This window comes from Brevundimonas variabilis (genome assembly GCF_014199945.1).
Taxonomy (GTDB): domain Bacteria; phylum Pseudomonadota; class Alphaproteobacteria; order Caulobacterales; family Caulobacteraceae; genus Brevundimonas; species Brevundimonas variabilis.
Window position 1 is genome coordinate 67074 of record NZ_JACHOR010000003.1, and the last position, 22514, is coordinate 89587.

General features: G+C 63.0%; 23 protein-coding genes. 13 read left to right on the forward strand and 10 right to left on the reverse strand.

Translation table 11 applies throughout. The features are described 5' to 3' along the window. Positions 1-36: 36 nt before the first annotated feature. Entirely contained in the window at positions 37-603 is a 567-nt protein-coding gene (locus GGR13_RS09060; RefSeq protein WP_183213217.1) for a NifU family protein, read from the reverse strand. A 139-nt stretch (positions 604-742) separates the two neighbouring features. Here GGR13_RS09060 and GGR13_RS09065 point away from each other — a divergent pair, with 139 nt between their 5' ends. Beyond that, positions 743-1843 (forward strand): phosphoadenylyl-sulfate reductase, encoded by a 1101-nt coding sequence (locus GGR13_RS09065; protein ID WP_183213218.1) that lies wholly within the window; start codon positions 743-745, stop codon positions 1841-1843. 3 nt (positions 1844-1846) lie between these two features. Here the strand turns inward: GGR13_RS09065 and fni are convergent, their stop codons facing one another. Next, entirely contained in the window at positions 1847-2887 is a 1041-nt protein-coding gene (gene fni, locus GGR13_RS09070) for a type 2 isopentenyl-diphosphate Delta-isomerase (protein WP_183213219.1), read from the reverse strand. Between the two features lie 65 nt (positions 2888-2952). Between fni and GGR13_RS09075 the strand changes: the two genes are divergently transcribed. Further along, entirely contained in the window at positions 2953-3456 is a 504-nt protein-coding gene (locus GGR13_RS09075) for a sterol desaturase family protein (RefSeq protein WP_183213220.1), read from the forward strand. Then, positions 3453-4220, forward strand: coding sequence for a fatty acid desaturase (locus GGR13_RS09080; protein ID WP_343060327.1), 768 nt, complete (start codon positions 3453-3455; stop codon positions 4218-4220). The genes GGR13_RS09075 and GGR13_RS09080 overlap by 4 nt, the downstream gene beginning before the upstream one ends. On the opposite strand, the gene GGR13_RS09085 is transcribed toward GGR13_RS09080, so the two are convergent. From GGR13_RS09085 to GGR13_RS09100, 4 genes are read right to left on the reverse strand one after another with little or no spacing between them, the layout of a single operon-like run. Beyond that, the gene (locus tag GGR13_RS09085) at positions 4189-5127 is read right to left on the reverse strand and encodes a phytoene/squalene synthase family protein (RefSeq protein WP_183213221.1); all 939 of its coding nucleotides are present in this window, start codon (positions 5125-5127) and stop codon (positions 4189-4191) included. The two genes, GGR13_RS09080 and GGR13_RS09085, sit on opposite strands and share 32 nt — an antisense overlap. Further along, positions 5124-6626, reverse strand: a complete 1503-nt coding sequence (locus GGR13_RS09090) for a phytoene desaturase (RefSeq protein ID WP_183213222.1) — start codon at positions 6624-6626, stop codon at positions 5124-5126. Before GGR13_RS09090 ends, GGR13_RS09085 begins: the two co-directional genes overlap by 4 nt. Beyond that, complete coding sequence (gene crtY / locus GGR13_RS09095) at positions 6623-7795, reverse strand: lycopene beta-cyclase CrtY (RefSeq protein ID WP_183213223.1); 1173 nt, start codon at positions 7793-7795, stop codon at positions 6623-6625. Before crtY ends, GGR13_RS09090 begins: the two co-directional genes overlap by 4 nt. 48 nt (positions 7796-7843) lie before the next feature. Continuing rightward, the gene (locus GGR13_RS09100) at positions 7844-9688 is read right to left on the reverse strand and encodes a PPC domain-containing protein (RefSeq protein ID WP_183213224.1); all 1845 of its coding nucleotides are present in this window, start codon (positions 9686-9688) and stop codon (positions 7844-7846) included. A gap of 96 nt (positions 9689-9784) precedes the next feature. On the opposite strand from GGR13_RS09100, the gene folD reads away from it, so the two are divergent. The 5 genes from folD (at position 9785) to GGR13_RS09125 (ending at position 13716) form a co-directional block, all read left to right on the forward strand. Further along, positions 9785-10708 carry a bifunctional methylenetetrahydrofolate dehydrogenase/methenyltetrahydrofolate cyclohydrolase FolD gene (folD, locus tag GGR13_RS09105; protein WP_183213225.1) on the forward strand — a complete coding sequence of 308 codons (924 nt, stop codon included), beginning with the start codon at positions 9785-9787 and terminating at the stop codon, positions 10706-10708. A gap of 60 nt (positions 10709-10768) precedes the next feature. Beyond that, positions 10769-11437, forward strand: coding sequence for a LemA family protein (locus GGR13_RS09110; protein ID WP_183213226.1), 669 nt, complete (start codon positions 10769-10771; stop codon positions 11435-11437). Further along, positions 11434-12249 carry a TPM domain-containing protein gene (locus GGR13_RS09115; RefSeq protein WP_343060328.1) on the forward strand — a complete coding sequence of 272 codons (816 nt, stop codon included), beginning with the start codon at positions 11434-11436 and terminating at the stop codon, positions 12247-12249. Before GGR13_RS09110 ends, GGR13_RS09115 begins: the two co-directional genes overlap by 4 nt. A gap of 116 nt (positions 12250-12365) precedes the next feature. Further along, positions 12366-12935 carry a TPM domain-containing protein gene (locus GGR13_RS09120; protein ID WP_343060329.1) on the forward strand — a complete coding sequence of 190 codons (570 nt, stop codon included), beginning with the start codon at positions 12366-12368 and terminating at the stop codon, positions 12933-12935. Between the two features lie 46 nt (positions 12936-12981). Continuing rightward, positions 12982-13716 (forward strand): endonuclease/exonuclease/phosphatase family protein, encoded by a 735-nt coding sequence (locus tag GGR13_RS09125; protein ID WP_183213228.1) that lies wholly within the window; start codon positions 12982-12984, stop codon positions 13714-13716. 14 nt (positions 13717-13730) lie between these two features. Here GGR13_RS09125 and GGR13_RS09130 read toward each other — a convergent pair whose 3' ends face one another. Beyond that, entirely contained in the window at positions 13731-15194 is a 1464-nt protein-coding gene (locus tag GGR13_RS09130) for a phospholipase D-like domain-containing protein (RefSeq protein WP_183213229.1), read from the reverse strand. Positions 15195-15317: 123 nt separating this feature from the next. Between GGR13_RS09130 and GGR13_RS09135 the strand changes: the two genes are divergently transcribed. From GGR13_RS09135 to GGR13_RS09145, 3 genes are all read left to right on the forward strand, one after another. Next, positions 15318-15500 carry a hypothetical protein gene (locus tag GGR13_RS09135; protein ID WP_183213230.1) on the forward strand — a complete coding sequence of 61 codons (183 nt, stop codon included), beginning with the start codon at positions 15318-15320 and terminating at the stop codon, positions 15498-15500. Between the two features lie 367 nt (positions 15501-15867). Further along, a complete protein-coding gene (locus tag GGR13_RS09140; RefSeq protein WP_246347780.1) occupies positions 15868-18264 on the forward strand; it encodes a tipN in 2397 nt (798 codons plus the stop codon). Positions 18265-18372: 108 nt separating this feature from the next. Further along, the gene (locus GGR13_RS09145) at positions 18373-18972 is read left to right on the forward strand and encodes a hypothetical protein (RefSeq protein ID WP_183213232.1); all 600 of its coding nucleotides are present in this window, start codon (positions 18373-18375) and stop codon (positions 18970-18972) included. Here the strand turns inward: GGR13_RS09145 and GGR13_RS09150 are convergent. Beyond that, the gene (locus GGR13_RS09150) at positions 18943-20130 is read right to left on the reverse strand and encodes an MFS transporter (RefSeq protein ID WP_183213233.1); all 1188 of its coding nucleotides are present in this window, start codon (positions 20128-20130) and stop codon (positions 18943-18945) included. The two genes, GGR13_RS09145 and GGR13_RS09150, sit on opposite strands and share 30 nt — an antisense overlap. A 48-nt stretch (positions 20131-20178) precedes the next feature. Between GGR13_RS09150 and GGR13_RS09155 the strand changes: the two genes are divergently transcribed. Next, positions 20179-20550: a DUF423 domain-containing protein gene (locus GGR13_RS09155; protein ID WP_183213234.1), complete on the forward strand. Its 372-nt coding sequence runs from the start codon at positions 20179-20181 to the stop codon at positions 20548-20550. A gap of 31 nt (positions 20551-20581) precedes the next feature. After that, the gene (gene pip / locus GGR13_RS09160; RefSeq protein ID WP_183213235.1) at positions 20582-21556 is read left to right on the forward strand and encodes a prolyl aminopeptidase; all 975 of its coding nucleotides are present in this window, start codon (positions 20582-20584) and stop codon (positions 21554-21556) included. On the opposite strand, the gene arsC is transcribed toward pip, so the two are convergent. Continuing rightward, the gene (gene arsC / locus GGR13_RS09165) at positions 21553-21981 is read right to left on the reverse strand and encodes an arsenate reductase (glutaredoxin) (protein ID WP_183213236.1); all 429 of its coding nucleotides are present in this window, start codon (positions 21979-21981) and stop codon (positions 21553-21555) included. The genes pip and arsC overlap by 4 nt on opposite strands. Further along, positions 21968-22486, reverse strand: a complete 519-nt coding sequence (locus GGR13_RS09170; protein WP_183213237.1) for a hypothetical protein — start codon at positions 22484-22486, stop codon at positions 21968-21970. The genes arsC and GGR13_RS09170 overlap by 14 nt, the downstream gene beginning before the upstream one ends. Positions 22487-22514: the final 28 nt, after the last annotated feature.

Consider the following 22514-nt stretch of genomic DNA (forward strand, 5'->3'; position numbering starts at 1 on the left):
GATCGCTTTCAGCATCACCGCCGGCGCAAGGCCTTTTCAGATCGTCTGCTCCACACGGGTCACTTCCGGCACATAATGGCGCATCATCTGCTCCACGCCGGCCTTCAGGGTCATGGCCGATGATGGGCATCCCGCGCACGCTCCACGCATGCGCAGGGACAGTACGCCTGTTTCCTCATCGAACGCGTCGAACAGGATATCGCCGCCATCCTGAGCGACGGCTGGGCGAACCCGTGTATCCAGCAGATTCTTGATTTCCGTAACGATTTCGCTGTCGCCTTCAGCCGCCGAGGCATGGCCAGCCTCTGCACCGCCTTCGCGGATCAGGGCGGATCCGGATGTGAAGTGGTCCATGATCGTCGAAAGGATGCCCGGCCGCATCTCGGACCAGTCCAGCCCATGCGGCGCCTTGGTCACCGACACATAGTCCGCACCAAAGAACACGCCCGCGACGTCTTCCAGCTGGAACAGCGCTTCGGCAAGCGGCGAGCGCGTGGCTTCTTCGATCGACCGAAACTCGTGGGCTCCCGTTGGCGACACGTCGCGTCCGGGGAGGAATTTCAGGACGTTGGGGTTGGGCGTGGCTTCTGTCTGAATAAACATGGGCAATAGATGCGCCCCTGTCCGACCCTTCGCAAGATCGACGAGCGTGACTGCATCTGCCAGCGCCCTGAGAAATCCTAATGCCAGCGCTCATGCCTTCTGGTTTGCCGCTGATCCAGCGCAGATTGAAAGTGGGACGATGACGAACTTGTCGCTGAGATTTCTGGATACACCACCGCTGGCGCGCGGACTGCGACTGGACGTGACGACGCCTCTGGCCGAAGTCCGTTCGCTGTCAAAGGGCGAAGCTGCCCTCGTTCTTGTCTTCGGTACGTTCCGCGACGGACGCGGGTTTTCGGTGGCTTCAGCATTGCGGGCAGGCGGGTTCGAGGGCCAGTTGATCGCGGCCGGCGCGGTCCTTCCCGATCAGGCACGACATCTGGCCCGTTCGGGATTCGATGCCGTTGAACTGCCCGCCGGGACAGATCTGGAAACATGGACACGCATGCTGAGTGCGTTTGACGTTCCGATGCAGGTTGCAGAACGCGGCTCGCAGCCAGCCTGGAACCGTAGAGGGCGTGTGCCGCGACCGAGCCTGAACCAGATCGCATCAACGCTGAACGCAGGGTTCGCAGAAGCTGACCCCGCAACCCTGATCCGCGCGGCGATGAACCCTGCCTGGGGACTGAAGATCGCGACGCTCTCGTCGTTCGGCGCCGAAGCCTCTGTCATTCTCGACTTCGTGGCACAGATTGATCCTGCCCTACCTGTCCTGTTCCTCGATACGGGCCAGCATTTTCTTCAGACACTGTCCTATCGCAAACAGCTCAGCGCACACCTTGGGCTCATGGATGTGCGGATTATCCTTCCTGACGCCGATGACCGCGCGGAGCGGGATGCCAGGGACGACCTCTGGCGCACGGATCCTGATGCCTGCTGCGATATAAGAAAAGTCGCACCCCTTGGCCGGGCGTCCGCTCCGTTTGATGTTTTGATTACAGGCCGCAAGCGCCATCATCGGGGAGACCGGACCAGTCTTCCCCTCGCCGAGGTGATCGATGGTACGTTGCGGCTGAACCCGCTGGCCGCGTGGAGCATGGCCGACGTCGAAGGTCATGTCGCCAAACGTGAGCTGCCAGCCCACCCGCTTGTGGAACAGGGCTATGCCTCGATCGGTTGCTGGCCCTGCACACGGCCGCCAGTCGATAAGTCCAACATCCGGTCTGGGCGATGGGCGGAAAGCGACAAGCGCGAATGCGGCATTCACCTACCGAAATCGACGCGCGTCACAGCGGGTTGAGGCTCAGGCTTCTGATCGATCAGCCTGAAGAAGTGCTACCCTGAGGTCTGCGAGACTGGCCGAGCCTGTGCAGAAGCACGCAGTGCGAAGCTGGCGGATCATGATCTGGAAGTGGACGATGACCGCTTCGGTAGAAAGGGTCGCTGCTTCCAGGACACCGGCAGCCTGACCGACCACATCGGCCCCCAGGCGAATGGCCTTGGCCGCATCCACGCCGTTGCGCACACCCCCTGAACCGATAATGGTCGCGTCAGGACAGGCCTGACGGATCGCAGAAATCGCCTCAGGCGTCGGTATTCCCCAGTCAGCAAAGGCCAGCGCATGAGCCTTGTCGGCAAGGTCGGTCGCACGTTCGCCCTCGATCAAGCCCCAGTTGGCACCACCGGCCCCTGCCACGTCGATGGCAGCGGCACCCATTTCAACCAGTCGACGAGCCGTAGGTGCAGAGATACCGGCTCCGGTTTCCTTGACCACGACCGGCAGGTTCAGCTTTCGGATCAAGACCTCGAGGGCTGCAGCCGTGCCCCACCAGTTGCGATCCCCCTCGGGCTGACAGGACTCCTGCAGAGGGTTCAGATGCACGATCAGGGCGTCGGCACCGATCATCTCGACCGCACGCCGCGCTTCGTCAACGCCAAACCCCCTTGTCAGCTGTGCTGCCCCGATGTTCGCCAGAATGGGCGTGTCGGGCGCACGATTGCGCAGGGCCTGCGTTAGCCCCCCTGCCCCGCCTGTCTCGATCGCCCCGCGCTGCGAACCCACCGCCAGCGCAATGCCCAGGGCCTGCGCGGCCTCTGCGAGATGCATATTGATCGACTCGGCTCTGGCAGGGCCACCTGTCATCGAACTGACAAGCAGTGGTGCCTTCAATCGATGGCCGAGGAAATCGGTCCCCAGATCGATCTTGTCGTGATCAATGTCAGGCAGGGCTTCATGCACAAACCGGATGGCGTCGAAGCCCGCGTCACGCGCGTGACGCCCCCCGCCGGAAAGCACGACATCAAGATGCTGGTCCTTACGGTCACGGATCGGATCGATGGTCATGAAACCTACCCTAGCGACGCGCGGTCGCGGTTGGAACCAGGCGCGGGCACGCGTAGGGTGCGCGAATGACTGGACTTTGGTTCACCCTGCTGACGCTGGCTGTCTTCTTCGCCATGGAGGGGGTGGCCTGGTGGACGCACCGTCACATCATGCACGGCCCGCTGGGCTGGGGCTGGCATCGCGACCATCATGAACCGCACGACAAGACGTTCGAGGTCAATGATCTTTACGGCGTCGTTGGTGCCGTGGTCGGGACGGGGCTGTTTATCGTAGCCTGGCTGACCGGCCTTTGGTGGATCCGGGCCATTGCATTGGGTGTCACCCTCTACGGCATAGTCTACGCATTCGTGCATGACGGCCTGGTGCATCAGCGGTGGCCGTTTCACTGGATGCCAAAGAACGGATATGCGCGACGTCTCGTTCAGGCCCACAAGCTGCACCATGCCGTGCAGACGCGTGATGGCGCTGTATCGTTCGGTTTCGTGTTCGCGCCCGATCCCCATCGGTTGAACGCGATCCTCAAGGCCCGACGCAACGAACGGCCCTCGGCGGATATTCCGTCCGCGTGACCCTCGCTCCCATCTCCAGAGCGCGTCAGACCATGATCGGCCTTGGGCTGGCTTTTGCCATCGTCGGGACATGGCTTGCGCTGCATGTGTGGGGCGTCTTCTTCCAGCCACTTGGATGGCCTGCGGTCGCAATCGCGCCGATCCTGATCCTGACCCAGAGCTGGCTAGGGGCCGGCATGTTCATCGTGGCTCATGATTCCATGCACGGTTCGCTGGCTCCCGGCCGTCCCCGGGTGAACGCCGTGATTGGTCAGATCTGTGTGGGAGCCTATGCGGCCTTCTCCTACCGCCGATTGAACGTTTGCCATCACCAGCACCATCGCAGCCCCGGCAGCGCCGAAGATCCTGACTTTCACGCCGAGCGACCGGCCGAGTTCGGACCCTGGTTTTTCCGCTTCTTCACCCGCTATTTCGGATGGCGTGAGTTCGCTATCGTGACTGCGGTGCTGAGCGTCTATCTCTACGTCATCAAGGTGAACCCGCTGAATGTTGCGCTGTTCTGGGGGCTCCCGGCGATCCTCAGCGCCCTTCAGCTCTTTGTCTTCGGGACATGGCTACCGCATCGTCACGAGACCGCAGGTCCGGATTTCGCCGACCATCATCATGCCCGAACCCTGCCGATGCCGTGGATCGCCTCCCTGCTGACGTGCTTCCATTTCGGGATGCACCACGAGCATCACCTCTCGCCCAACACCCCGTGGTGGCGGTTGCCGGAAGCCCGTCGGGAAGCGCTCAAACCTTCGTCCACAATGCGGGTCGTGTAGGCGGCGGATGGCCTCGGGACAGCACCTGCGTCCAGATCGCGATGAGGGTGCCGCGCACGAACAGCCACAGCTTCATCGACTTGCCGACGGACACCCGCTGCTTCCATGCAGCAGGACCATCGCGCGCAACCTTGCGGCCGATCTCACGATAGACGCCTCGCGCGGCAGCAATGGCCATCGAGGAGCGGAAAGGAAGTCCCCTAAGGCCGTTGCGGGCACTGTCGTAAAACGGCTCTGCGGCGTCCAGTAGGCGGCGTGTCACGGAATGGACGGCGGCGCGGTTGACGGGATCGGCAACCGCTTCGGGCGTTGGATCGACCCCGGCTTCGCTCAGCCAGTCGGCTGGCAGATAAACCCGCCCGCCCTGGGCGTCTTCGATCACGTCGCGCGAGATATTCGTCAGCTGGAATGCAAGGCCGAGATCCTGAGCCCGCCGCAGGACCTCCGGATCGGTTACGCCCATGACGCGCGCCATCATCACACCCACGACGCCAGCCACGTGCCAGCAATAGGCCATGACATCGTCAATCGTGCGATAGTCGTGCCGCTCAACGTCCATCCGGAAGCCGTCGATCATGTCCAGCGCCCAGCGTTCGGGCAGTCGGTGGCGAAGGGCTACGCGCTGAAACGCAGAGAAGGTCGGCTCCGTCATGGCCTCGCCGGTCATGGCCCGACGCGTCAGATCATAGAGCCGTTCCAGACGTCGGCGCTGCTCTTCGGTGGACAGGGTTTCATGTCCGAACCCGTGATCCTGGCCATCGATCTCATCGTCGCAGGCCCGGCACCAGGCATAAAGCAGCCACGCATCCTCGCGAACTTCCGGCTCGAACAACCGCGACGCCGAGCGGAAGCTCTTGGACCCCTTGACGATCGAGGCCTTGGAAGCGGCGAGGACGGCGTCGGTCATACAGCGGCTTTCGCGTCCTCCAGCATCAACCCGGCAGTCGCCTTGGCCGAACCGACAACACCCGGGATTCCTGCCCCGGGATGCGTTCCTGCACCCACAACATACAGGTTGGGGACCTTGTCGTCACGGTTGTGAGTCCGAAACCAGGCGCTCTGGGTCAGAATTGGCTCCAACGAGAAGGCCGAACCAAGGTGGGCGTGCAGATCCTCCTTGAAATCCGCGGGGGTGTAAATCCGGGTCGTCACCAGATCACGTCGAAGATTCGGGATGTAGCGCTCTTCCAGGTAGTCGATGATCTTCTCGCGGTACTGGGGCCCGGTCACCGACCAGTCGATATCGGCCACGCCCAGATGCGGCACAGGCGAGAGAACATAGTGACTGCTCATCCCTTCCGGAGCCATCGAAGGATCGGTTGCGCAAGGGGCGTGCAGATAAAGCGAGAAATCTTCCGGCAATTTCGGGCCAGCGAAGATCTCGCTGATGAGTTCACGATAACGGGCACCGAAACAGATGGTGTGGTGCGCAAGCTGCGGCTGAGGTGTCTTCAGGCCGAAGTGCAGCACGAAGAGTGACATCGAGAAGCGCTTCGATTTCAGCGACTTTGCCTTGGCAACACCGCGCGGTGTATGGCCCAGCATCTTGCCATAGGTGTGGACCACATCGGCGTTCGAGGCGACCATTTCGGCCGGGATGAACTCACCGCTCTCAAGCGTCACGCCCGTGGCACTATCGCCCTCCATTTCGATCCGCGCGACGGGCGCATCCAGGCGGAAGTCGCCCCCCAGATCCTGGAAGAATTTGATCAGACCATTGATCAGCGCACTGGTGCCGCCCCGCGCGAACCAGACCCCCCCGCGCCGCTCCAGCGCGTGGATCAGGGCATAGACCGAACTGGTCTTGAACGGATCGCCCCCCACCAGCAGCGTGTGGAAACTGAAGGCCTGGCGCAGGTGCGGGTCTTCGATGTAGCGCGCAACCATCGCATGGACGCTGTTCCAGCTTTCGAGACGCGCAAGCTCGGGCGCTGCCTTGATCATTGACCAGAAGGACTGGAACGGCACAGCCCCCAGCTTCAGATAGCCCTCCTGATACAGGTCCTCGGAATACTCGTGGAACTTGTTGTAACCCTCGACGTCCCTGGGATTGAAAGCGCCGATCTGGCGCTCCATCGCTTCCTGGTCGTCATTGTAATCGAAGCTGGCACCGTCCTCCCAGCAAAGGCGGTAGAACGGGTCAACCGGCATCAGGTCGACATAGTCTTTCAGCTCCGAACCCGTGCCTTCGAACAATTCCTTCAGGCAATCCGGGTCGGTAATAACCGTCGGACCGGCATCGAAGGTGAATCCTTCTTCCTTCCAGACGTAGGCGCGGCCGCCCGGCTTGTCGCGCTTTTCGACCAGGGTCGTCTGGATGCCTGCCCGCTGCAGACGAATGGCAAGGGCGATACCGCCAAAACCTGCGCCGATCACCACCGCGCGCTTGCTGGTCACGTCTCTCATGCCGCTCGTCCCTTTCCGGTTTCCCGGATCTGTTTCATCGCCCGGTCGATGGGCACCGGCGATTTTCCGGCCAGGACCCGAGCCTTGTCCAGCCATGTGCTCTGCGCTGCGTAGAAGCGCCGCACTACGCCTTCGGACAAACCGTAGAACCGACGCATGACTCGCCATCGACGATCCGCGTCCGATGCCCTGAACAGCATGCGGTCCAAAAGGCGGTAGAAGGCCCGGTCCGACCAGACTTTCTTTGAATGGGCTTCGAGCACGGCTCTCAGGGATGCCGATGACAGGTCCTCGGTCCTGCTGACCAGCCTCGCTGTCTGCACCGCATCCGGAAACGAGTATCCGGTCGTCGGATGGAACAGCGCTGCGGCCAGGCCGACACGGGCCACAGGTGGCCCCTCGGCCCAGAAGGCATCGATGTCGCCGTCGAGAGCGATCGGTAGAATTCCCTCTTCTTCGTCCACCAGCGCATCGACCGTCCAGCCTCGGGAGACGATGTACTCGTCAATCCGCTGCCTGAGCAATTCACGGTCCAGCGTGGGGCTGTCGGCGTAATAGGTGTCTTCCACCAGAACGGTGTGCGCATCAAACGGCAGCAGATAGACAAATCTGTAGGCCTGCCCCTGCGCGACCGTGGCATCCATGATGGTTGGCCGGGTGAGGCCGTGTGGCTGGGTCAGACGAACTGTCCGGCCGAGGAAGACCTGCCAGCCGAGATCCAGATGTGACGTCGGCTGTGGTCCCCGCGCGTCGATAACGCCCCGAGCCGTCAGAACCCGCCCGTCCGCGAGGGTCACACTGTCCTGGGTCATCGCCACGACCTCGCCGGCGATCAGCCGATCACCGAGGATGGGCTCGACTTCGGCGCGAAGATCGTCCGAAATCATGGAGTTGTATGGCGTACCGAGCACTCGGCTCAGTCCAGGAAAATAGATATCGTATCCCTCTGGCCAGCGATGGCGCGTTGCCACCTGGAGCCAGCCCCGATCGTCCGGAGCCACGTCGCCATCGAAGAACGACCACGTATGTTTGCCGCCCAACCTTCCATCACGCTCGACGACGGCCACGCAGACGTCTGGCCGGTCGATCGACAGACGCCATGCGATGAGGCTGGAAGCCAGCCCCCCGCCGACGAGGATCACATCATAGGCATTGGGCAGGCGAACCATGACGTCTGATCTATCACGGTCCGGCTCGATCCCAAGACCCAATCCTGATCAGGTTCGGGGTTCGACAGTCAGGGCATAGGCGCCAAACTCGCCCTGACCGAAAGCTCGCGCGCGAATGACGTAGTCTCCGCCGCCCTCAACGGTCCATTCCAGCCGCGCGTGCGTGTCGGACAGGCCGTCATCGTCCGTTGCCACGGCTTCCCAGTCCTCGCCGGCCTTGCCAACCTCGATCACGGCGTCGAAGTCATTCGACACCATGGTCAGACGCAGTTTTTCGCCGTCAGCCACGGCAATTTCGTAGGCGTCATAGTGTGTTCCATCCTCGGCGATGGCGTCCGTTTCGGTCAGGGTCCCGCGCGCAGTCGTGCCCGAGAGAATGCTGCCATTCACAGGCTGGGGCCCGCGATCGGTCAGTTCGATCGAATACAGGCCCTCATCGTCCTCTGATCCAAGCGCCGAGGCGCGTACGACATAATCTCCTGTCGCCGGCAGAATATAGGTCAGGCGCGAGTCGGTCCCCTCCCCGAGGCCATCGTCATCACTGGCCAACATCGAGAAGGTGCCCTCGGCGCGCGACACTTGCAGAAAGGTGTCGAAATCCCCCGACCGCATGACGATCTGAACGCGATTGCCCTCGATGCCCGAGAACCCGTAGGCATGGTATCCGCGCCCCTCGTCGTCATTGGCATCGGTATCTTTGATTTCACCCTGCACCACGGTGTCAAAAGCCAGCGGGGTCGGTGGCGCTTCGGGTGCCGTCTCACCAAGCGTCAGGGAATAGGCTCCTGTGGCCCCGTCGACGAGCGCACGCGCCTCGATCACATAGTCGCCATCCGCTGGCAGGACCTGGGTCAATCTGGCGTCCGTGCCTTCGCCATCTGCGCCATCATCGTCGGTGCCGAGTGTCGCCTGGACCCCGTCCACCAGACTGAACAGCTCAAGGTATGCGTCAAAGGCTTCAGACCTCATGGTGGCCTGAATGCGTTGACCAGCTCGCCCGCTGAACCGGTAGGCATCGGCGCGCAGGCCGGCGTCATTCAGGCCATCAGTCGACTGCAACTCGCCGGAAAGACTGTCGCCCAAGGCAATCGCCTGGGCCGTAAGCGGCGCGGGTCCCTGGGCCAGGTCCAGCGAATAATCGCCAAGACCGTCAACGCCCAGGGACGACGCGCGCACATCATAGGTCCCTGTTTCCGGCGCAGTGAACACCAGATAGGAATTCAGGCCGTCCCCGCCACCATCATCGTTTCGAGCCAACTCCGCATAGCCCGCCCGGTTCGAGCGGCCGATGCTGACGACTGGATCGAAATCATCGGACTTGAGGGTCATCACGACCCTTTGACCGGCGCGCAGCGAGACGCTGTAACCGTCGAAACGGGTGCCCTCGTCGCTTTCAGCATCGGTCACCGACAGACTTCCTGTTCGGGTCTGACCGATCCTCATCCCGGTCGGGCGAGGCGCTCGAGGCGCCGGTGGGCGTTCAACCAGGCTCAGAGTGAAGGCGCCGCCGTCGAGGCCAGACAGGGTCCGCGCGCGCAGGACATACCGACCGTCCTCTTGCGGCGTGAATCTGAGCCGCGAGTCGGTCCCCTCGCCGAGCCCGTCGTCGTCGCTTGCAAGAGGTTCACCATCGATCCCGGCTTCTCTGTAAATCGCCAGAAATGTGTCGAAGTCCGTCGACCGCATGGTGGCCTCGAGCCGCTGGCCGGCTCTCGCCGTCACCAGATGATCTTCGAAGCGATAGTCCTCGTTCGACGCAGAATCAGCACCATCAAGAACGCCCTTGATCTCAGATCCGATCCGGAGGTCAGGGACCGACTGAGCCAACGTGGGACTGGCTCCCAGCAGTATGGCAAAAGCGCTCACGGTTGCGAAAATGGTCGGACGGTGCATCGGTATCCCCAGGTGATCCTGTGCGATCATAGACGCCGAACCCTGCTCGCTGTAAATCGCCTGCATCCCCGTTTTTGACTCCAGCGAGCCCATTCCATGGCCAGCCCTTCCGCGCATGCCGCGATTATCGATGGCAAGGCCTTCGCAGCCGGTCTGGTGACGCGGATAACGACCGCTGCGGCACGATTGCGAGCGTCTCACGGGCTGACACCGGGGCTTGCAGTGGTCATTGTCGGCGATGACCCGGCCAGTCAGATCTATGTTCGCAACAAGGGCGAACGGACAAGCGCCGCGGGAATGCGCTCCGATACCCATCGCCTGGAGGAAACGACGACGCAGGCGGATCTGCTTGCGCTGATCGCGTCCCTGAACGCCGACAGCGGCATCCACGGCATCCTCGTGCAACTGCCCCTGCCACCGCACATCGACGCCTCTGCTGTCCTGGATGCCATTGATCCGGACAAGGATGTGGACGGGTTCCATGTGGTCAACGCTGGTCGGCTTGCGGTCGGCCTTCCCGGTCTGGTCCCGTGCACGCCGCTGGGGTCGGTAATGCTGCTCAAGGACACCTTGGGCGATCTGTCCGGACTGCATGCGGTTATCGTCGGCCGCTCGAACATCGTCGGCAAGCCGATGGCGCAACTGCTGCTGGCCGAAAGCTGCACCGTGACCGTGGCCCATTCTCGCACCCGTGACCTGCCCACCTTGTGCCGCACCGCCGATATCCTCGTCGCGGCCGTCGGTCGGCCCGAGATGATCCGTGGCGACTGGATCAAGCCCGGAGCCACCATCATCGACGTCGGCATCAACCGCGTCCCGTCGGCCGATCCGGTGAAGGCCGCCGAAGGAAGAACTCGGGTGGTGGGTGATGTGGCCTTGGCCGAAGCCTCCGAGGTCGCAGCTCACATCACGCCGGTCCCAGGGGGCGTAGGACCGATGACGATCGCTTGTCTGCTGGCCAACACCTATACGGCAGCCTGCCGATCGGCCGGCATCGAACCGGAAACGCTGGACGCATGAGCCACCGCGACCGATAACCCTATCGGAACGCGCGTCATGCGTTTCGTTCGGGAGGGGTCCATGGTTCGTCTCAACGCTCGTCAGGCGGGCATCGCTGCCGTCGTCGTGATGCTTCCTGCGATGGCAGGCTGCGGCTACAACACCATCCCCACCCAGCAGGAGCGTGCCGAGGCGGCGTGGGCCGATGTCCAGAGCCAGTATCAGCGGCGGGCTGATCTGATCCCAAATCTGGTTGCCACGGTACAGGGCGCGGCCATCGCCGAAAGGACGACCCTGACTCAGGTCATTGAAGCCCGTGCCCGGGCTACATCGATCCAGGTCTCGCCCGACACCCTCAGCGACCCGGCGGCGTTCGAACAGTTCCAAGCTGCGCAGGGCCAGCTGACCAGTGCCTTGTCCCGTCTGCTCGTGAGCGTCGAAGCCTATCCGCAGCTTCAGGCCAACCAGAATTTCGTGCAACTTCAGGCCCAGCTTGAGGGAACCGAGAACCGCATCGCCATAGCCAGGCGCGACTACAACGAGGCTGTGCGCGCCTACAACACCACCTTGCGGACCTTCCCAAGCGTGATCTGGGCCAAGACGGCCCATTCGGGTTCACAGCCGATGCAGCTTTTCAATGCGACGACCGAGGCCCAGACGGCACCGAGCGTGACCTTCAACCTCGGTCCGGCCCAGCCCGGCGGTGCCGCACCGACTGTTACTCCGGGTTCGGCACCGACCGCGCAGTGATCCAATTGGGAGCCCCGGCGCTGAGGCAGGCCTTCGCAGCCCTGCTGTTGGCCATCTGTTTCCTGAGCACGCCTGTAGCGGCACAGACCTTCCCCGAGCTTTCAGGTCGGGTCGTCGATCAGGCCGGGCTTCTGGAGCCTGCTAGCGAGGCCGCGCTAACTGACAGGCTGGCCGCTCTGGAGGCCGAGACCGGCGACCAGCTGGTTGTCGTCACCCTGGATACCCTGCAGGACTACGAGATCGAGGACTACGGTTACCGCCTGGGCCGAGCCTGGGGCATTGGCCAGTCAGAAAACAACAGTGGCGTCCTGCTGATCGTTGCTCCCAACGAGCGCAAGGTCCGGATCGAGGTCGGCTATGGACTTGAGCCGATCCTGACGGATGCCTTTGCCAGTCATGTGATCCAGACGCAGATGTTGCCGGCTTTCCGTGACGGTGAGTTCCAGTCCGGCATCGTTGCCGGCAGCGACTCCATCATGGCGCAGCTTCGGCTGGATCCCGTCGAGGCTGCAGCCAGGGCCGCAGAGGTTGCCGCACAACCGGCGCGACCTGACTTTCCGTTTGGAGCCGGCATCATTGTCGCCCTGGTCTTCGGCTTCGTGTTGATCGGGCTGATCCGGGCCTCATCGGCAGGGGGGAAACGCCGCAGGGGTCGGGTCTCTCCGGTCCTGGTCTGGGCTGCCGCCGACATGTTGAACCATGCGACTCGCTCAGGATCTCGCTCGAGCGGTTCGATCTTCCGCGGAGGCGGCAGTGGTTTCAGTGGAGGCGGCGGCAGTTTCGGCGGTGGCGGTGCGTCGGGTGGATGGTAATGCGACTTACCCCTGACGCCCATGCCCGGATCGCGACTGCAATCTCGCAAGCTGAAGCTACAACTTCGGGCGAAATCTTCTGTGTTCTTGCCGGTCATGTATCGTCTTATCGGGACGTGAGCCTGGGATGGGCGGCCATGGCGGCCCTGCTTTTGCCGCTCGGACTGGTGCCCCTCGGGGTCGAGCCCCGTTGGATCGCCGGTCTTGGCGACAGCTGGGAAGCTGCCCATCTGGCGTCGCGAAGCCTCAGTATTGCGCAGGCCATATCCGCCTATGCCGTCTTGCAGGCCATGGTCTTTATCATCGTGTTTCTCGTGACATGTATCCCGGTCATCCGTCGCTGGGTCACGCCGCGAAGTGTGCGCAGATCACGGGTCAGGCGCGCAGCCATGCAGCAATTTCTCGCCCATGGCCTTCATACGACCGAGCACAGAACTGGCGTTCTAATCTTTGCAGCGCTGTCGGACCATCAGGTCGAGGTCATAGCCGACGCCGGGATCCATGACCGGGTCGACCGCGACATCTGGGCTCAGGCGGTCGATGTCCTGACGGAGCGTCTGCGATCAGGCGACGCGGCGGAAGGTTTCGAAGCCGCGATCAAGATTGTCGGCGAGGTACTGGCGCTCCACTTTCCACCACGCGCAAATGACATCAACGAGCTGCCGAACCGCCTTGTCGAACTCTGACGGAGCAATCCTCGAAATCGTCACGCAATTGGCTTAGCGGAGCCGGATGGCCCGTATTGTCACCTATAATGTCCATCGCTGTGTCGGCACTGATCGCCGGCTTGATGTTGCGCGAGTCGCGGCTGTGATTGCCGAGCACGAACCGGATATCGTCTGCCTTCAGGAACTGGACGTCGGGCGCGCCCGAACCGGGCATGTGGATCAGGCTGCCGCGATCGCGAGGGAGCTGTCGATGGGATTTCGCTTCAACGCTGCCATGCGAATCGAAGCCGAAGAGTATGGCGATGCCATCCTGACCGCCCACCCAGAGAAGCTGATCAGGGCTGGACACCTCCCGACCATCCGGGGCGTTCCCGGACTGGAACCCCGGGGCGCCGTCTGGGCCGCCATCGAGATCGGCGGGCATACACTGAATGTCGTCACGACCCATCTCGGCCTAGTCCCTCGCGAGCAAAGGCTGCAGGCCGCCGCGCTTTTGAGCAAAGACTGGCTCGGGCACCCCGACGCCACAGGCCCGACCCTGCTGGCCGGGGATTTCAATGCGACGTCGATCACTCGCCCCTACCAGACCCTCGTCCGAAGGCTTGCGGATTGCCAGCGCGCATTTGGCCAGAAGCCCACGCTGAAGACCTTTCCATCCGGCTTTCCGGCGATCCGCATCGACCATGTCTTCATCAGCCCCCACATTCGGGTGACCGGGGTTTCGGTGCCTTTCTCGCCGCTGGCGCGCGTCGCGTCGGATCACCTTCCGCTTATCGTGGATTTTGAAATCGAAGGCTGATGCAGCCGTGCAAGCTAGCCTTTGCGGGGATCCGCGATGCGCTGCGACGGGTTGCGACGCTTCCACGGACGCCAGGTGTCCTGCGCTGATTTCGGATCACCCAGTTGCCACTCGGCAATCGCCCTTTCGATCAAGGAGGGCTGATCGGAACCCAGGGGGACCATTCGCTCACCCCCGAAGCCGACGATGGCGCGTCCGGTCGAACCCGCCTCCTTCTCTGCCTCTGCAAACCTCGCTGGCGTGGTTCCGATGAAATGGCTGATGGTGCGATGGCGAAAGGCGCGGATCGCGGCACGCCCCTCATCGGTTTCAGGCAACATGGCCACATCACATTCCGTGTCCAGGCCCATCGAGCGGTTGTTCAGATTGGTCGAGCCGATGCGAAGCATGCGGTCGTCGAAGATGGCGACCTTGGCATGCACAATGATACGCCCTCCACCAGCGGACCGGGGTGCAAAGGCAAAGAAGTGCTCGTGTGCATCGGCCGCTTCCAGACGGAACAGGACCTCGGCTCGCGCCGTGTCCATCGTGATGCCATCAAACCAGCTGGGGCTCTTGCCTGTCGATACAAGGATGACCTCGGGCCCTTCTGGCTCGGCGAGGCGATCGGCGAGGGCACGAGCGATCACGGGCGAGGTGAAATACTGGTTCTCCAGATATATGAGGTCCTTGGCTTCCCGGATCGCGGCAAGATACAGCCTCTCGTTCTCCCGGACCTCTCCTCGCCCACCCCATTTCGGCTCGGTTCGGGCGATCGCCACGGGCGTGTCCAGCAGATCCGGCTCAACACCCTCGGGCCAGGGGTCGGTTTCGACCACATCGGGAACCGTGCGTTCCCAGGTGGCCCGGAACCATCGCTCCCGCGCAAGGTCGCCCAGTGCTCTCGCCGCATCACCGTCCATGACACACATCACTTCATGACGAGGCGCGCAGATGATGCCCGAGGGCTGGCAGCGGCGCGGGTCTGCATCGAGATGGGCTTCGGAGTCCCAGCGGTCGGTTGCGACATCGCCGCCTCCGACAAAGGCCACACGGTCATCGATGATGACGACCTTCTGATGGTGACAGGCACCGATCGGCCCGGGCTGGTCCAGTCGAAACTCGACCATTCGTTTTCGGAACCATCCCTGGGCCCGATGAGGATAGAACCCCTGCGAAGCGGCGATCAGCAACGGCGACTGCCAGATCAACAGTCGCACATCGAGATCCGGTCGGGCCCGAACCAGCATCCTGAGCTTGTGTCCGATCTCCGCCTGTTTGTCGCCGGGACGTGTCTGCGGATCCAGACGGGTCCGGGGATCGAACTGCCAGCCCAAAAGCACTATGGATTTCTGCGCCTTGTCCAGCGACGAAAGCAGCGCTTCGAAATAGGCCTCGTTTTCCATCAGAATGGCTAGACGATCAGCGGTGGCGACTCGCCAGCAGGTGTCGCCAGGCACCAGAATGCCGTCGAGTCCTGCCCCCTGATCCGAGATCATATCCACCCCCACAACCTAGTCTGTTCCTAAGCGGCTTATCGTGACGTTTTGTTCACGAGGGGAGTTCTTGTCTGCTGAAGCAAATTTCAGCATATTGAAGGCTGGAGACAGGGGACGTCGTCTGTGCAGGCACTGATCGAACTGATCGCGGGCTTCATTGCACTGCTTGCCGCTGTGGCACTCGCCCAGTTCGGGATGGATATGGCGAAAACTGCCAAGCCTGACCGTGAAGTGCGCCGCCTTCAGGACTGTGGCCCTGCAAAAGTAGACCCATCAAGCGTGACTGTTGCGTCACGTCGCTGCTGATCAACCGGCACCTTGTCTTTCATTTCGCACCTGTCGCCTTTCAGCCTTCGATGACAGCAGCTAGGGTCTTTCCTTCTCTGTGCCCGGTGTCCGGCACAGGTACCGTGATCGAGACCGCCGCCTCATGAAATCCCGTCACCGGCCACCTCTGAACCTGTCCGACCCCGAGCCCGATGCTTCGGCCGCCGCTGCTCGGAGAGGTGCTGTGGAAGACGATGGTGCTGACGGCGAGATCGCCGGTCACACTTCGCAAGGGACTGACACGCCTCCGGCTGTCTCAATGGCTCCGGTGTCCATGTCCTACGATGCAACGCCGCGAGAGCCGGATGCGAACCGCCCGATGTCGGAACGCCGTCGGAGACGTCTCATGGAAGATCAGCAGGCAGCAACATCGGCGGGAACGGAAGCGCCTGACCCCGACGCCCTGTTCATGCCCGCTTTTTCCGTTTCGTCGGGTCGGACGCCCGTAGCCTATGCGCCGCCCCCCACGCCAACACAGGACCCCGTCCCGTCCCCGGCTCTGTCGCCACCGCAATCGAACGGTAAGTCGCCCCAAACCAATTTCGTGATGGCGGGGATAGCTTCAGCGCTCTGGATCAGCGGTATTGCCGCATGGGTCGCGTCCGAGGTCGCAGCGGGTGCATTGGAGCTTGAGCCGCTTCGGCTGGCCCTCTTTGCCCTTGTGGCCCTTGGTCCGTCAGGCCTGATCTTCATGCTGGCCCATACGGCCGGACAGGGCGGAAAACTGGCGGCCGAGACGCGTCGCGCACGCGAGATGTCCGACGCCCTGCTCGGGCCAACGGCTATGGCCGCCCGCCAGGCCGGGACGGTATTGTCCGGGCTGCGCGACGACATCGATCAGGCTGCCCTGGCGTCAGAGCGAGCGAGGAACGACATGGTCCTCCTTCGTGAAGCGCTCGCGCTGGAGACAAACCGACTGAATGAAGCCGCCGACTCGGCCGGCCGCACGGCGCGACGCCTCGCTGAAGCCCTGGGCCGGGAACGTGAGGCCCTTCAGTCGCTCGGGGTACAACTCGACAGCCAGGCGGCGGGAGTCCTGGATGCCGTGGAGCGGCAGTCACGCATGGTCGTAGACGCTTCCGACCTCGCCCAGACCCAGTTGCGCGAGGCCGAGGCAGCCCTCGCAGCGCGGGCAGCAGATCTGGCAGCGGCTGCGACCGAGGCGCAGGACGCTGCACGTCTCGCCGCCGATGATCTTGCACGGCAAACCCTGCGGCTTGAAAATGCCGGCTCAGGGGTCGCCGAGCAAATCCTGTCGGTCGAGGAAGGCCTGGGCCAGCAGCGCGCGGCGCTGGTCACGGCGGCCTACGCCCTGCGCACCGATCAGGAAGATTTTTCCGCCCAGGTCGAGAGCCAGCGCGCGCAGTTGAACGAACAGCTGTCTGCGGCGCGTACCGCTTCCGGAGACCTTGGCCAGGCCAGCCACCAGTCGGCTGAGACCCTGCGTCAACTCGTCGAAGCCGCAACAGACCAGTTCCACGCGCTCGTCGAGATGTCCCAGCGCGAAGCCGACGGTTTCGATGCCGCAACGAAGATGGCCCTCGACCGCTTCGAGACACTTGCCGCGGATGCGCGGGATGGCCTGATGGAAGAGACCCGCCGTTCGCTGGCTGCGCTGTACGCGACCGCCGACACCAGCCGTGCTGCCGCTGTCGAAGCCGCCGGTCAGGCCCAGATCCGCGTCGACCGTCTCGGCGAAGCCCTGTTCGAGGCAGCGCAGAAGGCCGATCAGGCAGCCGACACTCGGATCGAGGATGCGCGTCGTCTGATTGGCGAAACGGCGGATCTGGTCGATGAGGCAGGACAGCGGGCTGCTGAAAAGCTGGAAGCGACCTTGCAGCGGATGTCTGAAGCGCTCTCGCGTGTCGACAGCGCCATCACCGATCTGGATGAGCGCTCGGCTCGCCTGCCACGGGAGGCTCAGGCCCGTGCCGACGCTGTGCGCGCTTCGGTCGAAGAAGGCTTGCAGGCACTTTCGGCGGCCTCTCAAAAGGCAGCCGAAGAGACAGAAGCGCTCGATGCCGGTTTCCAGGACCGCGTGCGACGCAACTACGACATGTTGACGGAGGCCGTCCGCCTGATGGGCGTTGTCTCGGGCGAACAATCGGTCCCCCAACGTCGTCGCGATATCTATTCCGAGCCCGCTCCGATACCCGAGCCGGTTCGTCCCGAGCTTATGAACTTCGAGCCGACGCGCACGCCCCCTGCGCGCGCGTTGAACCCATCGAGGCAGGACGACTCCGGTCTTCGCGGTCGGCTAAGGCTGGAGCCCGCCGAGCCTGAACAGATCCCGTCAAGGGAGCCCCGGATCGACTGGGACGATCTGGTCGTCAATGGCGAAGACCAAGAGACTGGCGGATCGAGCACTCCTTTGCCAGCCGTGGACCCCGCTGAAATGGCGGAGCGGATCACTGCTGCCATTCGCCGGATGGGCGTTGACCCTAATGCGCTCCTGCCCCGGTCACGTGTCGAGGAAGCTGCGACGGCCTTCGCCAACCGCGATCCGGGCCAGGCTCGCCAGATCGTCCGACGGGTCGCACCTGCAGCCGTTCGAAGCGTCTCGCGGAGGGTCATGAGCGAGCCTGAACTCCGAAGCGATGCCGAACACTATGTCCGGACCTTCAGCGAAACCCTGGCTGGGCATGCGCGCAACCGCGACGAAGGGGCGATTCAACTCGCACTGGCAACCGATGCGGGCCGCGCGTTCATGCTTCTGGATGCCGCTGTGGGTGACCTTGGCTGAAGCTCCGATCGCGTTGAAGACCCGAACCATTTTCAACTTGACGAGACCATCAGCATACCGACACGGTCCCCCAACTGTCACGCTGCTGTCATGCGACGCTCAAGCCTAATGCTCGATACACACACCGAGACTGCTCAGGATCGCAGGCCCGCGATCGTCATCTGTTCCTATGATGTCGGAGCCAGTGACTGGCATCTGGCGGAAGACCTGTCGGGCCAACTCTGGAACCCGGCCGGCGCGCGCACGATCGCTGTTCCAGCCTGCGGACCGTCAGATCTGGTCGATACTCTGGCACGCCATCTCGCTGACCCTGACTGCAGAGGGTTGTTGCTTGTCGGACGGAACCGGGCCTCAGACCTTTTCCGTATACAGATGCGAGCTGAGAACAGGGGGCTGGAACCCGGCTTCGCTCCCCTGATGCAAAGCCCGAGCATTGCGCGCGCCACAGCGCCAGCCGCCGGAATGGTCGAGGCGCTGACTGACATCGGGTTGGGGGCTGAAGCGACGTCGGCCGGTGAGGACGATGTCGGCAGCTACCTGCTGTATCGCATCCTCTGTTCGCTACCCGAAGGCATGGATGTTCCTTCGGTCGGTCTTTTGCGCGTTCCCGAGGACACCGAACCTGAAGTGGTCAAGCAAGGGATCAAGGCCGTGGCTGGAGCGATTGCCCGGCACATGTCACCCCTGCCTCGCGCTCGACACGTCTGACTGATCGTCAAGGTGAGTCCGCAGCCGGATCGCTGCGATGCCGCCCAATGCGGCCAGCACTGTCATCGCCCAATAGCCGTGCGCCCCATAGGCGTCGTAGAGCGGACCTGAAAACACCGTCGCAAGCCCGATCAATACTCCGGCGGCGAGCACCGAGTTCAACGTCTGTGCCGCGGTCTGATGGGCTGGCGGGCTCAGGCGCTCGACAATCTGCACGCCAGCCAGATAGGTCGCTGCGAACGTCAGGCCATGCAGGGCCTGCAAGGGCCATAAGGCCCAAAGCGGCGGGGAAAAGGCCATCAGGCCCCACCGAACCAGAGCTGCGATGACGCCAAACATCAGCAAGAGCCAGGGCCCGATGCCCCGGGCGCGACGCCAGGGTTCGATCGCCCACATGAAGCCAATCTCGACGACGACTGAAAACGCCCAGAGCAGGCCAGTCGTCGCTTCGTCGATCCCCTGTGCCTTCCAGGCGATGGCCGAGAAGCCGTAATAGAAGGCGTGGGTCGCCTGCACACAACCGATGGCGACGATGGCCGTCAGGAAGACCGGGTCCGCAACCAGTCGCCCCATCCCCTTGAACCGGTCACGCTTGGCCGTCACGACTCCCTCGCCGACAGGCTCGGGGGGCAGCAAGCGGGCTGCCAACATCGCGACAAGCAGCGTTGCGACAACGATAAAGACAATAACGACATCGACCGATGTGCGTGCCAGCAGAGCGCCCATCAGGATGTTGGCCGCGACAAAAGCGGCCGAACCGCAGCCTCGTGGGAAGGCAAAGGCGAAGCCCTCTCGCCGCGCCAGCCTCAGTGTCATCACGTCCGACAGCGGGATCATGGCTCCCGCAGCCGTGGCTGCGATGAACCAGAGGGGAGCCCATAGGGCGAAACCTTCGACCAGACCGGCTGCGCCATAGGCCAGGGCAGCGACCAGGGCGAGGATCGCGATCGGCGTCCGGCGCTGTGTGAACCCGTCGGCCCAGACCGCGATGGCTGGCCCCGTCACCAGCCGCGCCAGCATCGGGACGGCCAGCAGGGTGCCAATCTCGGCACCGCTCAAACCCTGGGCCCTGAACCACAGACCGGCAAACGGCAGGCTGACGCCATTGGCAGCAAACATCAGGCCGTACTGGAGCGCCATGCGCTGCGACGATTTCATTCACGCGCCATAGCAGACCTTTCGCGCGCCTTGCTCTAGGGTCGTCGAATGCATCTGAAGCGCAACCTCGCCATGTTTGCCGCCCTGAATGGTGCGCTGGCTGTCGCTGGCGGGGCATTTGCGGCCCATGGTGCAGGGCCCGCGGTCAAGACCCTGCTCCAGACTGGGGCACAGTATCAGATGGTGCACGCCCTGCTGGCCCTGGTGTGCGCGCTTTGGCCGGTGCGAAACCGCCTGATCGCTCTGGCCGGCTGGCTTGCCGCTTCCGGAGGTCTGGTCTTCGCCGGAGCTCTGGCGACAATTGGTTTGCTGGACATAAGAGCCATGGGTGCCATTGCCCCCGTAGGCGGGCTGCTCATGATTGCCGCATGGCTGGTGATTGTCCTTGCTGTCGTCCGGTCTCCGTCCGTAAACGACTGAATCGACCACTTCGGAAGAATCAGTGCTCTAGATGGCTTTTCCCGCGACCAACCTCCCGCGCCGCGAGCTTTACCCCGAGCTTGAGCCCTTTGCGTCCGGATGGATGGCGACCGAAGGTCCGCACGAAATCTATTTCGAACAGTGCGGCAATCCTGCCGGCAAGCCCGTCATCGTGTTGCACGGTGGCCCGGGTGGTGCCGTGAATGCCAGCATGCGGCGTTACTTCGACCCGGCAAGATACAGAATCATCCTCTTCGACCAGCGTGGGTGCGGCAAGTCACGCCCCAATGCGTCGCTGGAGGACAACACGACCTGGACGCTGATCGAGGACATCGAGCGGCTGCGCGAGCAACTCGGGATCGAGACATGGTCTGTGTTCGGCGGTAGCTGGGGGTCCACCCTGTCGCTGGCCTATGCAATCACCCACCCCGACCGGACCGAAAGCCTGATCCTTCGCGGCATCTTCCTGCTGACCAAGAAGGAACTTCACTGGTTCTACCAGGAAGGGGCTTCGATGATCTTCCCGGACGCATGGGAGCGCTTTGTCGAGCCCATTCCCGAAGCTGAACGTCACGATCTGATGGGGGCTTATTACAAACGGCTGACAGGCCCGGATCGCGCCGAACAGGAGCGCTGCGCGGTCGCCTGGTCCAGCTGGGAGGGCGACACCGTCAGCGTTCAGGGCCCTGCCGCGCGTCCCGAGAAATTCGCAGAACCGGCCTTTGCAATCGCCTTCGCGCGGATCGAATGCTGGTATTTCGTCAATGGCGGCTTCTTCCCCGAGGAACACTGGATCATCAACAACGTTGACCGGATCCGCCATATTCCTTGCTGGATCGCACAGGGTCGCTTTGACGTCGTGACCCCTATCACGAGCGCCTGGGCCCTCCATCGGGCCTGGCCGGAATCGACACTGGACATCGTGCCGGACGCCGGTCACGCTTCAAGTGAGCCCGGCATCATCGACAGCCTGATCCGTGCCACGGACTGGGCCGCGGGTCTCTAGAGGCTGACGATTTCGCCGTCCTCCTTTGCGAAGCGGGACGGCGGATTCTCCAGAATATCGAGCACGACTTCCGACGGGCGACACAGACGCACCCCTTTTGGTGTCTCCACGATCGGACGGTTCACAAGGATCGAATGCTCGACCATGGCCGCAAGGATCACCGCATCCTCGACGTCTGGATCCAGCAGGCCCAACGCCCCGGCAGGCGTCCCCTTCTCGCGAAGCAGGCCCCGCACGCCCTGCCCTGCGCCATCCACGAGTCGCTGAAGCGTAGCGGAGTCCCAGCCGACCTTCAGATACACGACAACCGTGGGCTCCACGCCTGCGGCTCGGATGATCGCAAGCGTGTTGCGCGAGGTGCCGCAGGCGGGGTTATGCCAGATAGTGACGTCAGAGGACACGGAAGTGGTCTCAGCGCGCCGCATCCATCTGCATGGCCTCAAGGCGATTGATGCCCCGCAGCCCTGCCACATGCAGAACGACCTGGACCACCATGATCACCAGCGAAAGCGCGATCTGCCACATCGGCACGACCGGCGCGTTAGGCACCATGCCGGCCATCAGCGGCGCCGCCGCTGTCTGGAGAATACCCAGCGCGATCAGGACAAGGAAAAGGATCGCGATCCATTTCTTCGGGTCGCGCCACTGGACCACTGCGAAGGCAAGCTGGATCAGCACCACGATGCCGCCGATCCACATTCCGGCCGTTGCCCCGATCTCGGCAGCAGCCGCAGCCTCCGGCGAATCCCCACTGGCCTGAGCGACAGCCTGTTGCATAATTTCAGGGTTCATCAGCGTCCAGACCACGCTGACGATGCCGACAACGACCCCGATAAAGATGGCGATCGCGCTGGACCGGGCCGCTGCCGTCGCCTCCGCTTCATTCGTGATGGGTGCGCCAGGGTTCATGGCCTTGATCAGATTACTCACAGAAGCAGCCCTCCAGTTGCATTTTCCT

Bases quoted from the DNA above. Each gene is read 5' to 3' on its own strand.
- GGR13_RS09075 (WP_183213220.1), top strand. From the start codon at position 2,953: ATGACTGGACTTTGGTTCACCCTGCTGACGCTGGCTGTCTTCTTCGCC.
- GGR13_RS09145 (WP_183213232.1), top strand. From the start codon at position 18,373: ATGCTCGATACACACACCGAGACTGCTCAGGATCGCAGGCCCGCGATC.
- GGR13_RS09155 (WP_183213234.1), top strand. From the start codon at position 20,179: ATGCATCTGAAGCGCAACCTCGCCATGTTTGCCGCCCTGAATGGTGCG.
- GGR13_RS09085 (WP_183213221.1), bottom strand. From the start codon at position 5,127: ATGACCGACGCCGTCCTCGCCGCTTCCAAGGCCTCGATCGTCAAGGGG.
- GGR13_RS09110 (WP_183213226.1), top strand. From the start codon at position 10,769: ATGGTTCGTCTCAACGCTCGTCAGGCGGGCATCGCTGCCGTCGTCGTG.
- GGR13_RS09090 (WP_183213222.1), bottom strand. From the start codon at position 6,626: ATGAGAGACGTGACCAGCAAGCGCGCGGTGGTGATCGGCGCAGGTTTT.
- GGR13_RS09140 (WP_246347780.1), top strand. From the start codon at position 15,868: ATGGAAGATCAGCAGGCAGCAACATCGGCGGGAACGGAAGCGCCTGAC.
- pip (WP_183213235.1), top strand. From the start codon at position 20,582: ATGGCTTTTCCCGCGACCAACCTCCCGCGCCGCGAGCTTTACCCCGAG.
- folD (WP_183213225.1), top strand. From the start codon at position 9,785: ATGGCCAGCCCTTCCGCGCATGCCGCGATTATCGATGGCAAGGCCTTC.
- GGR13_RS09150 (WP_183213233.1), bottom strand. From the start codon at position 20,130: ATGAAATCGTCGCAGCGCATGGCGCTCCAGTACGGCCTGATGTTTGCT.
- GGR13_RS09125 (WP_183213228.1), top strand. From the start codon at position 12,982: ATGGCCCGTATTGTCACCTATAATGTCCATCGCTGTGTCGGCACTGAT.
- arsC (WP_183213236.1), bottom strand. From the start codon at position 21,981: ATGCGGCGCGCTGAGACCACTTCCGTGTCCTCTGACGTCACTATCTGG.
- GGR13_RS09100 (WP_183213224.1), bottom strand. From the start codon at position 9,688: ATGCACCGTCCGACCATTTTCGCAACCGTGAGCGCTTTTGCCATACTG.
- GGR13_RS09060 (WP_183213217.1), bottom strand. From the start codon at position 603: ATGTTTATTCAGACAGAAGCCACGCCCAACCCCAACGTCCTGAAATTC.
- crtY (WP_183213223.1), bottom strand. From the start codon at position 7,795: ATGGTTCGCCTGCCCAATGCCTATGATGTGATCCTCGTCGGCGGGGGG.
- GGR13_RS09065 (WP_183213218.1), top strand. From the start codon at position 743: ATGACGAACTTGTCGCTGAGATTTCTGGATACACCACCGCTGGCGCGC.
- fni (WP_183213219.1), bottom strand. From the start codon at position 2,887: ATGACCATCGATCCGATCCGTGACCGTAAGGACCAGCATCTTGATGTC.
- GGR13_RS09130 (WP_183213229.1), bottom strand. From the start codon at position 15,194: ATGATCTCGGATCAGGGGGCAGGACTCGACGGCATTCTGGTGCCTGGC.